Source organism: Sphingomonas sp. CFBP 13733 (assembly GCF_014841795.1).
GTDB classification, from domain to species: Bacteria; Pseudomonadota; Alphaproteobacteria; order Sphingomonadales; family Sphingomonadaceae; genus Sphingomonas; species Sphingomonas aerolata.
The window spans coordinates 524906-539388 of record NZ_JACYUP010000004.1 but is presented as its reverse complement, the minus strand read 5'-3'; the positions used below and the strand labels follow the sequence as shown (position 1 = coordinate 539388).

General features: G+C 69.0%; 11 protein-coding genes and 1 riboswitch. Of the genes, 6 read left to right on the top strand and 5 right to left on the bottom strand.

Annotated features, from left to right (window positions below; translation table 11 throughout):
- Positions 1-157: 157 nt before the first annotated feature.
- A riboswitch (cobalamin riboswitch) is annotated at positions 158-370 on the bottom strand.
- 237 nt (positions 371-607) lie between these two features.
- Both IFT71_RS15030 and lexA read left to right on the top strand, forming a co-directional pair.
- Positions 608-1792 (top strand): molybdopterin molybdotransferase MoeA, encoded by a 1185-nt coding sequence (locus IFT71_RS15030; protein ID WP_192141812.1) that lies wholly within the window; start codon positions 608-610, stop codon positions 1790-1792.
- A 68-nt stretch (positions 1793-1860) separates the two neighbouring features.
- Positions 1861-2589 carry a transcriptional repressor LexA gene (gene lexA, locus IFT71_RS15025; RefSeq protein WP_166746005.1) on the top strand — a complete coding sequence of 243 codons (729 nt, stop codon included), beginning with the start codon at positions 1861-1863 and terminating at the stop codon, positions 2587-2589.
- A 160-nt stretch (positions 2590-2749) separates the two neighbouring features.
- Here lexA and IFT71_RS15020 read toward each other — a convergent pair whose 3' ends face one another.
- Positions 2750-4957 carry a ComEC/Rec2 family competence protein gene (locus IFT71_RS15020; RefSeq protein ID WP_244654944.1) on the bottom strand — a complete coding sequence of 736 codons (2208 nt, stop codon included), beginning with the start codon at positions 4955-4957 and terminating at the stop codon, positions 2750-2752.
- 19 nt (positions 4958-4976) lie between these two features.
- Here IFT71_RS15020 and gltX point away from each other — a divergent pair, with 19 nt between their 5' ends.
- The 3 genes from gltX to IFT71_RS15005 are packed head-to-tail and all read left to right on the top strand — an operon-like array spanning position 4977 to position 7993.
- Positions 4977-6482, top strand: a complete 1506-nt coding sequence (gene gltX, locus IFT71_RS15015) for a glutamate--tRNA ligase (protein ID WP_192141810.1) — start codon at positions 4977-4979, stop codon at positions 6480-6482.
- A 25-nt stretch (positions 6483-6507) separates the two neighbouring features.
- Complete coding sequence (locus tag IFT71_RS15010) at positions 6508-7791, top strand: citrate synthase (RefSeq protein WP_031395755.1); 1284 nt, start codon at positions 6508-6510, stop codon at positions 7789-7791.
- Between the two features lies 1 nt (position 7792).
- Positions 7793-7993 (top strand): hypothetical protein, encoded by a 201-nt coding sequence (locus IFT71_RS15005; RefSeq protein ID WP_031395754.1) that lies wholly within the window; start codon positions 7793-7795, stop codon positions 7991-7993.
- On the opposite strand, the gene IFT71_RS15000 is transcribed toward IFT71_RS15005, so the two are convergent.
- From IFT71_RS15000 to IFT71_RS14985, 4 genes are all read right to left on the bottom strand, one after another.
- The gene (locus IFT71_RS15000; RefSeq protein ID WP_192141808.1) at positions 7949-9355 is read right to left on the bottom strand and encodes a sensor histidine kinase; all 1407 of its coding nucleotides are present in this window, start codon (positions 9353-9355) and stop codon (positions 7949-7951) included. The two genes, IFT71_RS15005 and IFT71_RS15000, sit on opposite strands and share 45 nt — an antisense overlap.
- An 8-nt stretch (positions 9356-9363) precedes the next feature.
- A complete protein-coding gene (locus IFT71_RS14995; protein ID WP_192141806.1) occupies positions 9364-10494 on the bottom strand; it encodes a DUF2336 domain-containing protein in 1131 nt (376 codons plus the stop codon).
- A gap of 34 nt (positions 10495-10528) precedes the next feature.
- Positions 10529-11710, bottom strand: a complete 1182-nt coding sequence (locus IFT71_RS14990; RefSeq protein ID WP_037527531.1) for a hypothetical protein — start codon at positions 11708-11710, stop codon at positions 10529-10531.
- Between the two features lie 80 nt (positions 11711-11790).
- Positions 11791-12084 (bottom strand): Hpt domain-containing protein, encoded by a 294-nt coding sequence (locus tag IFT71_RS14985; protein WP_192141804.1) that lies wholly within the window; start codon positions 12082-12084, stop codon positions 11791-11793.
- Between the two features lie 182 nt (positions 12085-12266).
- Between IFT71_RS14985 and IFT71_RS14980 the strand changes: the two genes are divergently transcribed.
- Positions 12267-14462 carry a hypothetical protein gene (locus IFT71_RS14980; RefSeq protein WP_341786112.1) on the top strand — a complete coding sequence of 732 codons (2196 nt, stop codon included), beginning with the start codon at positions 12267-12269 and terminating at the stop codon, positions 14460-14462.
- The last annotated feature ends 21 nt before the right edge of the window (positions 14463-14483 follow it).

The window sequence follows — 14483 nt, the reverse complement described above, 5'->3', positions numbered from 1 at the left end:
CCGGCGTCCGACGAGGACGGGGGCCTGCCGCGAACGACCGGGACGCGCGCCGACCGGACGCCCTGAGCGGCCGGCATGCGTCGCCGATGCGGCCCCCGCCGCATGGTCGTCGCTCAGACGGCGTTCACCGTGCCTCGGCCACCCCCTGGACCGGGACAAGAGCGACCAGACGCCGGCAGGTCTCCTGGCTCACGGGTCAAGGCTCGACGCACACCTTCCCAGGCCATCGGCCCAGTGGCTGCCCCCGTCGCAGGGGGCGCGTGCGTGTCGCTCGCCGCTTACAGTTGCAGGGACAGCTGCGGTCTTGGGGCAAACCCCGCACCGCATTCCCATTCAAGCCCCGAGGGGCACCGACGCGATCTGTGCGGATCCGGCTTGCGTCGGACCTGCGCCACAGGGCTAGCGCGTTTTGCCTGCGCTGACGACAGGATTTGCGCGCGACGCAACGCAGGGCATGTCGTCCCATCTCACCGCAACGTCTGCCTTACCTCGTACGTTGATCGCATAACCGACCGGTGTCCTGCCGGTCGCGGCGTTGCCCGCTTTCCGCCCCGCGGCATTCGTGCGAGCAGCGCAGACCTTCATCGCCCCGCTGAACGGAGCCCGCATGCGCCCTCTCGTCCCCGTCGCCGAAGCCCAGTCCCGCCTCTTCGCCATGGCATCGCGCGTGCCGGCCGAAACCGTGCCGCTGCGCTCCGCGATGGGTCGCTGGGCGGCGGAGGACATTCTCGCCCGCCGCACCCAGCCTGCGACCGACCTTTCGGCGATGGACGGCTATGCGATCCGCTACGCCGATCTGCCCGGCCCCTGGACCGTCATCGGCGAGAGCGCGGCCGGCCGCCCCTTCGCCGGCACGCTCGCCCCGGGCGAGGCGACGCGCATCTTCACCGGCGCGGCGATGCCGCCCGGCGCTGATACCGTCCTTGTTCAGGAAGAGGCCGCGCGCGACGGCGACCGGCTGATGCTCGACGGCGAAGGCCCCGCCTTTGAAGGCCGCAACACACGCCGCAAGGGGCTCGACTTCGCGATCGGCACGCGGCTGATCGCGGCCGGCGATCGGCTGACGCCCGCGCGCATCGCGGTCGCTGCGACCGGCGGGCACGGCGCGCTGTCGGTCGGCCGCCGGCTGCGCGTCGCGGTCGCCGCGACGGGCGACGAACTCGTCCCGCCCGGCTCGACGAACGATCCCGTCCCGCTGCCGGAATCGAACGGCATCATGCTCGCCGCGATGCTTGCCGATCTGCCCGTCGACATCGTCGATCTGGGGATATTGCCTGATAGGCTCGACACGCTGCGTGACGCCTTTGCCGGGGTCGATGCCGATCTACTGGTGACCACGGGGGGCGCGTCGGTCGGCGATCACGACCTCGTCCGCCCCGCGATCGAGGCGGCTGGCGGGGCAATCGACTTCTGGCGGATCGCGCTGCGCCCGGGCAAGCCGATGATGGCGGGCGCGCTCGGGCGGACGATGCTGCTCGGCCTACCTGGCAATCCCGTCTCCGCCTTCGTCACCGCCATCCTCTTCGTCCGCCCCGTCGTCGCGCACATGCTCGGCGCGCGCGATCCCCTGCCGCAGACGACGCACGCGCTGCTCGGCGAGGATCTTCCGCCCAACCAGTCGCGGACCGACTATATGCGCGCCGAACTGCGCGACGGCCGCGCCTATGCCTCGACCATCCAGGACAGCTCGATGCTGCTGACGCTCGCCCGCTCGTCCTGCCTGATCATCCGCGATGGCGACGCGCCGGCGGCGAGGGCGGGCGACTCGGCGGAAATCCTCGTCATCGCGTGACGTCACCGCTTGACGAAGCTGCAAGTGTTCCATAGAAGTTCCTCGTCTGTTCCGGACGGAGAACCGTTATGCTCACGCGCAAGCAGCACGAGCTTGTCTGCTTCATCAATGACCGCCTCGCCGAGACGGGCGTGTCGCCCTCGTTCGAGGAGATGAAGGACGCGCTCGACCTGAAATCGAAATCGGGCGTGCACCGTCTGATCAGCGCGCTTGAAGAGCGCAACTTCATCCGGCGCCTGCCCAACCGGGCGCGCGCGCTCGAAGTGCTGCGAATGCCCGAGCGTCCCGAGGCTGCAATCGCACAGACTGCGGCGAAGTCGGGGCCGAAGGCGGCTGCGGCATCGGCCGGCACCGTATCTGCGCCGGACACGGCCAGCGCCACGCCCGCGTCGCCCGCCCGCATCGCGGCGAACGACGTCGTCGAGATCCCGCTGCACGGCCGGATCGCCGCCGGCGTCCCGATCGAAGCCTTTGAAGGCAGTTCGATGCTGGCCGTTCCGGCCGCATTGCTCGGCACCGGCGAGCATTATGCGCTGGAGGTTTCGGGGGACTCGATGGTCGAAGCCGGCATCCTCGACGGCGATTATGCGCTGATCCGCCGTACCGAGATCGCCCGCGACGGCGAAATCGTGGTCGCGCTGATCGAGGACAGCGAAGCGACGCTGAAATATTTCCGCCGCGAAGGCGCAATGGTCCGGCTCGACCCGGCCAACCGCGCCTATGACCCGCAGCGTTATGCGCCCGCACAGGTCCGGGTTCAGGGCAAGCTGTCGGGTATCCTGCGCCGCTACGACTGACGAATGCCGGGTGGCGCTGGCGGTCATCACCGCCACGCAACCGGCAGTGGCGTTCGTGACCAACGGCCCCAGGCACCATCGTCCGCGTTTCGGAATTGCGGCCCTCCCAATCGGAGGCCCCACCTTCGCAGGATCATGACCCGACATACCCAGTCGCGACCTATCGCTCTGACCACCCCCGAGCCGGCACTCGAAACCGGACCGACGCCGCCCCCCCGGCCAGCCCATGCTGATCGCCCGCCGCCCCGAACCGTCGCATTGGCCGCGCCAGCGTCGGTGGATCGCGCCACGGGTGCCGGTCCCCCGGATTGAGCACCGTCACCATCCGCCCCGTGGTCAACGTCAACGCGATCCCCCCGGTCCGCGCGAGCATCGACCGGTCGAGCTTCAGCCATCGCGGCGTACAACCGCGCGGCAGCCCGCGCTCGCTGATGACGATGTCCGCGCGCCGGCAGGCGGCAACCATCTCCGCGATCGGCACCCGGTAAACGCTGCGCGTGGCCAGCACGCGCCAAGCCCGGCCGTGGGCGACGACATCGGTCAGGCACAGGTCGCGGCTGCACCGCGCGTCGGGCTGATCCGCGAGCAGCAGCGGCTCACCATCGACCCCGCCATTCTCCGCCAGTGTATCGCGGACATAATCCCCCGCCCGATCGCGAAGCAGCGCGAGCCCGGCGGCGGTCCGGACCGCGACATGGCGACCATCGCCCGTGACCAGTATATCGGGTGACGGCGTCGTCAGCGCCCAGATCGCGCCAATCGCCAAGGGCAGCATTCCGATCCGTCGCCACCGCGTCCGCCACAGCGCGATCCACACCCCGCCGCCGACCATCAGCGCAAACGCCCCATCGGGAACCGCCGGCAGCGCGCGGACCGCGCCCGGTGCATGCGCCACGCCGCGCGCGAGCCACAGCAGCGCGTCGAGCGCATGCTGGACCAGCCACCAGGCGGGCGCGCCAATCCCGATCGTGTCGAGCAGCAGCGCCAGCGCCTCGAACGGCATCACGACAAACGTGGTCAGCGGGATCGCGACGATATTGGCGACCGCGCCGTACAGCCCGGCCTTGTGGAAATGATAGACTGCGATCGGCATCAGCGCCGCCTCGACGACGAGCCCGGTCAGCAGCAGCGACGCGGCGCCGCGCAAGAGGCGCCTGCCGCGGCCCTCGTCATGCGGCGCGAACGTGGCACGGACGACGGGATGCTCGTGCAACGCGATGATCGCGGTGATTGCGGCGAACGACAATTGGAAGCTCGGCCCGGCGAGCGATTCGGGCAGCGCGAGCATCACCGCGATCGCCCCCGTCGCGACCAGCCGCAACGTCATCGCCTCGCGCCCCATCGCCAGCGCGACCAGCACCAGCAACGCCGCGACGCACGAGCGGATTGTCGGCACCTGGCTGCCCGTCAGCACGGTGTAGCCGATCGCCGCCGCCGCACCGGCAAGCGCGGCGATCAACGGCAGTCGCGTGTGGAGGGCGAGCCACGGGCTGAGCGCGAGCAGCCGCAGCACGATCAGCATCGTCGCCGCGACCGCGGCGGTGATGTGGAGGCCGCTCACCGACAGGAGATGCGCCAGCCCGGCGCGCCGCATCGCCTCCGCATCCGCGTCGCTGATCGCGCCGACGTCGCCGGTCGCCAGCGCTGCGGCGATCCCGCCCGCGCTCCCGTCGAGTTGCGCGACGATGTGCCGCGACAACGCCACCCGGACCCCCGCGCCACCGCGGCCCGGCTCTGCTACCACCACAGGCGAAAAGCCCCGCCCCGTCGCGCCGATCGCGCCGAACCAGGCGACGCGCGCAAAGTCATAGGCGCCGGGCACCGCGGGCAAGGGCGGCGGCATGAGTCGCGCGCGCAGCCTTATCGTCGCGCCGATCCCCAGCGTCGCCGGCGCATCCGCCTCTGCCAGGTTGATGCGGACGCGGCCGGGCAACGCAACCGGCGCGCCATCGGCGTCCTGCCCCGGCCCGACCGGCCGCACCGTCAACCGCACAAGCCGGCGCGCGACGAGCGGTTCGATCGTCTCGACCCGCGCCGACAGCTGCACGAATGTCGGCCCCGCGAGCACCGGTGCCGCCACGCGGTCCGATCGCACCCAGATCAGCCCGATGCCGAGCGTCGCCGCAATCGCGCCGATCGCGAGCATTCGCGCCGCGCGCCCGCCGCGCCCCGCCGCAAGTCCGGCCAAACCGCCGGCAGCCAGCAAAAGGATCGCGGTGCCCCATGCCACGGGATCGGGCAGCACGAACCACAGTGCGATGCCGCCGCCAAGCCCGACCGGCAGCCATGTTATGAGCTGGTCGCGCTCCGCCTCCAGCCAGCGTTCGATCGCCCGGCCCGGCTCCGCCATCCAGGGCGGCACGCCCATTTGTCGCCGCCGGGGACGCATGCTAGAGGCGGCCACGGCTGATCCGGCCATCGTTTCTACAGTCTGGGAGCACCCGCGGTTGGGCGCAATATCTGATACGGATGCCGTCGTTTCGGCCGCACCCGTGGTTACTCGTTTCGCTCCGTCGCCGACGGGGTTCCTGCATCTTGGCGGCGCGCGCACTGCGTTGTTCAACTGGCTGTTCGCCAAGGCGAACGGCGGCAAATTCCTGCTGCGTATCGAGGATACCGACCGCGTGCGGTCGACCCAGCCGGCGATCGACGCGATCATCGACGGCATGCGCTGGCTGGGGATCGACTGGGACGGCGACGTCGTCATGCAGTTCGCCGGCGCCGATCGCCACGCCCGCGTCGCGCACCAGATGGTCGAGGCCGGTCACGCCTATCGCTGCTACATGACCAATGACGAGATCGCGGCGATGCGCGCCGAGGCGCAGGCGGCCAAGAAGCCGCTTCGCATTCGCAGCCCGTGGCGCGATCGTCCAGCGAGCGAGGCCCCCGATCTTCCCCATGTCGTCCGCCTGCGCGCGCCGCAGGAGGGTGCGGTCACGATCGAGGATCGCGTCCAGGGATCGGCGACGGTCCGCAACGAGGAAATCGACGATCTCGTCCTCCTCCGCTCCGATGGCACGCCGACCTATATGCTCGCGGTCGTCGTCGACGATCACGACATGGGTGTTACCCACGTCATCCGCGGTGACGATCACCTCAACAACGCGTTCCGCCAGCTGCCGATCTACCGCGCGATGGACGCGATCGAGGGCGGCTGGCCCGATCCGATCTATGCGCACATCCCGCTGATCCACGGCCCCGATGGTGCCAAGCTGTCCAAGCGGCACGGCGCGGTCGGCATCGAGGCCTATCGCGACGAGATGGGCATCCTGCCCGAGGCGTTCGACAATTACCTGCTGCGGCTCGGCTGGGGGCACGGTGACGACGAGATCATCAGCCGCGAACAGGCGGTCGAGTGGTTCGACCTGTCGGGCGTCGGCAAGTCGCCCTCGCGCTTCGACCTGAAGAAGCTCGAGAATCTGAACGGCCACTATATTCGCGAGGCCGATGATGCGCGTCTGGCCCAGCTCGCCGCCGATCGGCTCGGCCATGCCCTGCCCGATGGCGGACTCGACCTTCTGACTCGCGCCATGCCGGTCCTGAAGCCACGTGCAGCGAACCTGAACGAACTCGCCGAAGGTTCGAATTTCCTGTTCAGCCAGCGACCTTTGGCGATGGATGACGCCGCAGCGAGCCTTTTGCAGGGTGAAGCGAGTGCGATTCTGACGAACGCGCATGCTGAACTTGACGCGCTCGACAAGTGGGATACGGAAGCGCTCGAAGGCGCGGTACGGCGCGTGGCCGAAGCGCGAAGCCTAAAGCTCGGGCAGGTTGCACAACCCCTTCGCGCCGCGCTGACCGGTCGCAAGACGTCGCCGGGAATATTCGATGTGCTCGACCTGCTCGGGCGTGACGAGAGCCTCGGTCGGATCGCCGACCGGATGGCAGACTGATAAGATTTCGAGGAAGGATACAAGCATGAGCGAGACCGCAAACCTCAAGGTCGACGGCAAGGAATTCGATTATCCGGTCATGTCCGGTACGGTCGGCCCCGATGTCATCGATATCCGCAAGCTGTACGCGCAGACCGACAATTTCACCTATGATCCGGGCTTCACTTCGACCGCCTCGTGCCAGTCGAAGCTGACCTATATCGACGGCGATGCCGGCACGCTGCTCCACCGCGGCTACACGATCGGCGAGCTCGCCGAACAGTCGAACTTCATGGAAGTCGCCTATCTGCTGCTGAACGGCGAACTGCCCAGCGAAGAAGAGCTGTCGACCTTCTCGAACACGATCACGCGCCACACGATGGTGCATGAGCAGCTCGCGCAGTTCTTCCGTGGCTTCCGTCGCGACGCGCATCCGATGGCGATCCTGTGCGGCGTCGTCGGCGCGCTCTCGGCCTTCTACCACGATTCGACCGACATTCATGATCCGGCACAGCGCGTCATCGCGTCGCACCGCCTGATCGCCAAGATGCCGACGATCGCCGCGATGGCGTACAAGTACAGTGTCGGCCAGCCGTTCGTCTATCCGGACAACACGCTGAGCTACACCGGCAACTTCCTGAAGATGACGTTCGCCGTCCCGGCCGAGAAGTACGTCGTGAATCCGATCGTCGAAAAGGCGATGGACCGCATCTTCATCCTCCACGCCGATCACGAGCAGAACGCGTCGACCTCGACCGTCCGTCTCGCCGGCTCGTCGGGTGCCAACCCGTTTGCGTGCATCGCGGCCGGCATCGCCTGCCTGTGGGGCCCCGCGCATGGCGGCGCGAACGAAGCCGCGCTCAACATGCTGCACGAGATCGGCACGGTTGACCGGATCCCCGAGTTCATCGCCCGCGCGAAGGACAAGAACGATCCGTTCCGCCTGATGGGCTTCGGTCACCGCGTCTACAAGAACTACGATCCGCGCGCGGCGGTCATGCAGACGACCGTCAAGGAAGTACTCGGCGAGCTGGGTGTCACCGACCCTGTGTTCGACGTCGCGATCGAGCTCGAGCGTCTGGCGCTGAGCGATCCCTACTTCATCGAGAAGAAGCTGTTCCCGAACGTCGACTTCTATTCGGGCGTCATCCTCTCGGCGATCGGCTTCCCGACCTCGATGTTCACGGTGCTCTTCGCACTCGCCCGTACCGTCGGCTGGGTTGCGCAGTGGAACGAGATGATCACCGATCCCGACCAGAAGATCGGCCGTCCGCGCCAGCTCTACAGCGGCCCGACGCAGCGCGACTATACGCCGATGGCGTCGCGCTGAGATGAAGCTGCGGCCGATCCTCATGGTCATCGGCGTGCTGTGCGCGCTGATGGGGTTCCTGTGGATCGGCCAGGGGCTTGGCTATGTCCATTGGCCGCGATCGAGCTTCATGCTCGATCAGCGGCCTTGGGCGGACCGCGGCGCCGCGCTCGCGGTATTAGGCCTGGTACTGATCCTGGCCGCGCGTCGCCTGCGTCGGTAACGACAACACGAAGCGCGCCCCCTCGCCGATCGCGCTGTCGATCGTCAGGTCGCCGCCCATCGCGCGTGCCAGCCGCCGCGCGATATAGAGGCCCAGGCCGTTGCCGCCCGGCTCGGACGCGTCGACCCGCTCGAACTTTTCGAAAATCCGCGCATGATCCGCGGGCGCCACGCCCTTGCCGGTATCCGCGACGACGACGGTCACCTGATCGCTCCCCGCATGCGCCGTCACCAGCACCGCGCCACCCGACTGCGAATAGCGCACCGCGTTGCCGATCAGATTGACCAGGATCTGCAACACGCGACGGAAATCGCCGCGCGCGACGACGCGGGCTTCAGCGGCGGGCCGGGTGATCGTCACATTCGCGTTGCCCGCTCGCACCGCCAGCAGCCCGGCAGCACGCCGCGCAATGTCGGCCATATCGATCGTCTCGAGAAGCAGCGCGAAGTCGGGCCGCTCGACCGCCTGAAGATCGACCAGATCGTCGACCAGCGCCAACAGATGGCGGCCGGCATTGGCGATATCCGCGGCATAATCGGCATAATCGGGCTGCACCAGGCCATCGGTCTGGGCATGAATACTGTCGGCGTTCGCGACGATGCGCGCCAGCGGTGTCCGCAACGCGCGGTCTAGCCCCGCGGTGAAGGTCGGCGACAGCTGGTCCGCCCCCGCCGGCCGGGGCTTGGCGGGCGGCGATGGCACGTCCGCGGGATCGTCGACCAGTTGCCCGCTGCCGATGAACCCCGCAAAGGCACGTTCCGCGTCACGGCGGACCACGGCGCTTAGCATGATCGCGCGGCCCGACCCCCGCAGCCGCGCGGGCTGTGCGTCGAGCGGCTGACGGCGCGCGACCGCGTCGAGGATCGGCAGCGCGCCGTCATCGCCGCTGTCGAGCATGACGAGGCTCGTCAGCGGCTTGCCGAGCAACGCGAGCGGGTCGACGCCCATGCGGGGCCCTGCGTCGGGCGATACGAATGTCAGGCGAAGCGCCGCGTCGGTTTCCCAACGCCAGTCGGCACCACTCGACAGGAAATCGACGCCTGCACCGGGGTTCGGTGCCGCTGGACGCCACGGCTGGAGTTCGCGCCAGCCACTTACCGCAAGGCCGACCGTATCGCCCTCGGGCTGCGCACGGACCCACAGATCGAGATCGACGTCGTCGTCGGCGATCACCACGCTGCGCGAAACCGCGATTCCCAGCCGGCGCGCCAGGCGGGCGATCATCGCGAGCTGCGGCACCGCGATCGGCGCGCCGATCACCCCCCCGGCGCGGCTGTTGAGCGCAAGCAGGATCGGATCCGCCGACAGCAACACGCCGTCCCCTGCCACTTCCGCCAGTGCGACCGCAGTGTCGCCTGTCATATATCCCGTCATCGTCGGTCTGCCCCGGCCAGCGCCCGCAACGCAGCGCGAAACTCGCGGTGCATCGCCAGCGGTGCGATCGCCGCGCGCGCATCGTCGACCCCGACGCTCGCGATGCTGTCGAGCGCGTCGGCGAAACTTTCGATATCACGGCGTGGATCGGCATCGGCCAGCGCCAGCCCGATCCGCGCGATCGTTTCCCGGTCGAGATCCGCCGCCCGCAGCGCCAGCCACAGTTGCTCTCCGTCGGGATCGAGTACGATCACCCGGACCTGTTCGGCATCGATCCCGATCGCATGCGCCAGCACCGCGACGAACAGGGTCAGACGCCGGTCGCCGAGCGCCTCGACCAGCAGCGCCGGCAATTCGTCGCGACGGGCATCGATCGCCGCGGCGAGGCGGATCGCGACGGCCTCGGGGCGCTCCGCGTCATCATGCGCGGCAAGGCTGCGCAGCGCCGCTTCGGTGATCGCCTGATCGCTCTGGCCGCGGCCCTGCATCGCGACCATCTCGCCAGCGTCCTTCAAGGCATCGTCAAGCCCGTCGCGCACCGCCGCGGCAACCCACCAGACGAGGCGGCGATGCAGGTCGGCGGGCACGTCGCTTCCGGCGATCATTCCCGATTCATTGGCCGCGCGACGCCGGCTTTCCGCTGCGAGCAGCGCGCCGGCCGCGGTGGCGACGGTCGTATCCGAGACCCCCGTCAGGCGGATCAACAGGCTCGGCTCCTCGGGACCGGCGATCGCGGCGGGAAGGGCATCGGCGATCAGGTCATGCCGGACGCGTGCGATCAGGTCCTTCATCAGATCGCGATCGCGCAACACCCCCGACCGCGTCAGCCGCAGCAAGGCGCCGCCCTGCGTCAGGATCGCCTCCGCCCGCGTCGTCTCCCCCAGCCCGGCGAGAACGCGGGCGGCATGGCGGCGGATATCCGCCTCGATCGCCCCGATGATCCCGCGCAGGACATGCGCCAACATCAACCGCGTACGTTCCTCCAGCCGCGCATCGGCGGTCAGGAAAAAGTCGGTGATCGTCGTTTCCAGCCGGTCGTCGGCCCGCTGACGCGCACGCGCGGCGCGCGCGATCGCACTCGCCCGTGACAGCGCGGGATCAGGCAAGGGTTCAGAGCCAACCGACATGCGCCGTGCCTACCCGCTTATTGTTAAGGCGGTACTAAGGCTGAAGACGAAGATGCTCGATTGCCGCGGCCAGCGTGACCGTCGCGTACAGCCCGGCGATCGCAAGGCCCAACAGCGGAAATCCGAGGATCGCGACGATCGTGACGATCAGCAGATAGGCCGGCGCACTGCCCCACCACATGCGGCGCGCGCGCTCGACGATCGCGCGTTCCCCCAGTGCCGCGATCGCAAGCAGCGCGGCCGCCATGACAAGCGCGCTGTTGTCGGCCGAATAGCCCGCCCACAGAAAGGCAAACAGCAGAACGGCGAGCGCGCTGACGACGCCGATTCCGCGCGTCTGCATCGTCGCGACCGACTCATCGTCGCGCAGACCGCTCAGCACCGAGCCGATCGCCAGACCGACACAGGCCGTGCTGGCAAGCACCAGTCCGGTCGCCAGCCAGCCGAACAGCATCGCGCCGAGCCCGGCGGCGGCAATACCCAGTGACGTCGCGCCGACGGTCGTGCCGGCAACGCTCTTATCGACCAGGAACGGCAGGCCGAGCCTGGCGATCGGCGCGAGCACGAAACGGTCGAACCAGCCGCTGCGCCCCGACACGATCGTCGCCAGCACCGCACGACCGCGTTCTTCCAGCGTCCGCGCCTCGCGCTCGATGCCGTGCCCGCTGCGAATTGCATCGGTCGGCAACAGGATCTGCACCGCGCGCGCCTGCACCGCGATCCGCAGCAGCGTCGATTGCAGGTCGTAATCATTGGGCAGGCCCGCGACTTCGGCGATCCGTGCGGGCTCCAGCCGGGCGACACCGGCCCATGCCATCTGGCCACCGACGCGCTCGAACCCGGGTCCCGCATCGTCCTCAGGCACGACGAGCAGCGCATCGCCGCCCTCGTTCGCCATCGCCGCGACGATGCTCTCGGTCGTGACCAGCCCGTCGCCGAGCATCAAGACGCGCGCCAGCGGATGGAGCTTCTCCATCGCCTCCGCCGCAGTCCGGACGGTATCGACCGCGACACCGCGGCGGTTGATGCGATTGATCGCGCCCAGCAACTCGGGCGTCAGCCGCGCGACGACCACGATCACCTGACGCACGCCGGCCGCTATCAGCAACCGCGCCTGATACTCGATCAGCGTGACGCCGCTGAACGGCAAAGTGGCAGCCAGGCGATCGGGACGATCGTCGGCATCGTGAATAGCAAAGAGAAGCCCGGCAAGCATCTGCGGCTGTTAGGCGTCGAAACGGCGGATGCAAAGCCCGCGCGTCGGAAGCGCGTGCAGATCGACGCCCTGCATCCGGGTCAAAGCTGCTTTACCGCGTCGCCCAGCCGGCGCAGCATGTCGTCGTCGCCGGGCGGGGTGTCGGCCGCCGCGCGCGCCAGCGTCATCAGCGGCATCGCGCCAAAGCTCGCCGCCAGCCCCTTCAGCCGCCATGCCGCGGCGCGCCACGCCTCGGCGTCGGATGCGTCCACCATAGCGTCCAGCGCGTCCGCCGCGCTGTGGGTGAAGGCGAGGTGCAGGTCGGCGATCAGCAGCGGATCGTCCCCGACCGCGGCTGCCAGGGCGGCGTCGATTGCTCCGGGATCATAGGCCATGAGATGGGGCGTACACGCGACCGACTTAACGGGAGGTTGCGCTATTCGCTTTGTCAAAGCCGATTTCATGGTAAAACCCGGGCATGAACGGGGGTTCTTCCATCATCGGCCTGCGCGCGGACCCTGCCCGGGATCCGGACCTTGGCGACGTCCCACCACCGCCTCTGAAGGAACGCGCACCCGTGTTTATCGACGACTATATCCTGCCGGCGGACGACGACGGCGCCGATCGCGGGCGGATCTTCGCGGGTGCGGCGATCGCCGCGGTCCTGCTCTGGCTCGCCGTCATGCTCTGGCTCGTCCGCGGCGAGATCGGTGCGATCGGGCCGGTCGCGCTGGTCCAGCTCCTCGCAGCGCTGTGCGTCGTGCCGGCGCTGATCGGCATCATCTGGTTGCTCGGCATGCGGACCAGCCGGGCCGAGGCGGCGCGGTTCGGCGTCACGGCGCGCGCAATGCAGGCGGAATCCGCCCGGCTCGAACAGGCGGTCGCCGCGACCGCGCAGACGATCGACCGCAATCGCCGTCATCTGGCGGACCAGGTCGACACGCTGATGACGATGGGCGAGACCGCGCATCAGTTTCTCGGCGCGATCGGCGAAGGCTTCGCGACCGAGATCGAACGCGCCGACGCGCACACGCGCAGCCTCGTTGCCGCGGCCGACGCGACGCAGACGTCGCTCGGTGTCCTGCTCGCCTCGCTGCCGCGCGCGCATGCCGAGACCGAAGCGATGGCGGACCAGCTCGAGCGCGCCGGCCTTTCCGCCAGCGAGCATGCCGGTGCCCTTGATGCGCAGATCGGCGCGCTGGCAGCCCGTGGCCGGGAGGCCGATGCGGTGGCGAGCGGCGCGGCGCAGCGGCTGGCCGCGCATATCATCCGGATGGAGGCAACCAGCGAAACCGCCGGCGTGCGGCTCGAGGCCGTCACCGAGACGATGTCCGCAGCGGTCGACGCGCTGCTCGGGCGCACCGCCGACGCGGTCGACGAGGCACGCAAGGGCATCGCCGCGCAGGGTGACGCGGTGCTGGCGATGGTCAGTGCCAATCAGGCTGCACTCGACGGCGCGACGCGCGCGAGCGCCGAGGCGATTGCCGACCGGATCGCCGGCGTTGATTCGGCGATCGCCCAGGTGGCGCGCCGCCTCGAGGATCAGCGTACAGCCGGGGAGGATATCCTCGGCTCGCTCGGTTCAGGCCTCGACCAGGTCGAGACGCGGATCGAGACGCTCCACCATCATGGTGTCGAACGAACCCAGCTGCTCGCTGCGTCGATCAGCGCACTGGGCGGCTCGGCGGACGCGATGACCGAGGCGCTCCGCTCGGGCGAGGCGATGGCAGGGCGGACGATCGGCACGACCGAGTCGCTGCTGATCGCCCTCGACGCCGCGGCGCGCGAGATCGACGAAACGCTGCCCGACGCGCTGTCCCGGCTCGACCGGCGCGTTGCCGACAGCAAGGCGATCGTGGTCGCGGCAAAGCCCGAACTGCTCGCGCTCGTCACCGCGGCCGAAAGCACGCACGACGCGATCGAGGCGATTGCCGGGGTCATCGCCGAACAGCGTAGCGTGCTCGATCGCTTGTCGAACACCCTGCTCGACACGCTGGCCTCGGGACGCGCCAAGGCGGACGCACTCGGCCAGATGGTCGACGAGACGATCGACCGCACCAACAGTTTCTCCGAAGAGGCCGCACCCCGTCTCGTCGAGGCATTGCTGCGCGTCCGCGAGACCGCGACCGCGGCGGCGGATACCGCGCGCCACACGCTCGCTCAGGTCATTCCCGACGCCGCGCAGGCGCTCGAGCTCGCCAGCAGTGCTGCGCTGCGCCGCGCGACCGGCGACACCGTCGATCGACAAATCCAGGCGATCGGCGACGCGACCGACGCCGCGGTCGACGCGACGACGCGCGCGACCGAGCGGCTGGCGGCACAGGTCGAGGCGATTGCGCAACAGACCGCGGTCGTCGAAACCCGGCTCGAAGAGGCGCGCAACGACCGCGAGACCGCCGATCGCGACACGTTCGCGCGGCGGGTATCGCTGCTCATCGAATCGCTGAATTCGGCCTCGATCGACATCGCCAAGGCGTTCGCCCCCGAAGTCGCCGACAGCGCCTGGGCCGCCTATCTTAAGGGCGATCGCGGCGTCTTCACCCGCCGTGCGGTGCGGATCCTCGATGCGAACGATGCCCGGTCGATCGCGAACCTGTATGACGACGATGCGGGCTTCCGCGAGATGGTGAACCGCTACATCCACGACTTCGAATCGATGTTGCGCGCGATCCTGGCACAGCGCGACGGCTCACCACTCGGCGTCACCCTGCTCTCGTCGGATATGGGCAAGCTCTACGTGGCGCTCGCACAGGCGATCGAACGCCTCCGCTAATAGGGGCGCCCGCCCCGGTCG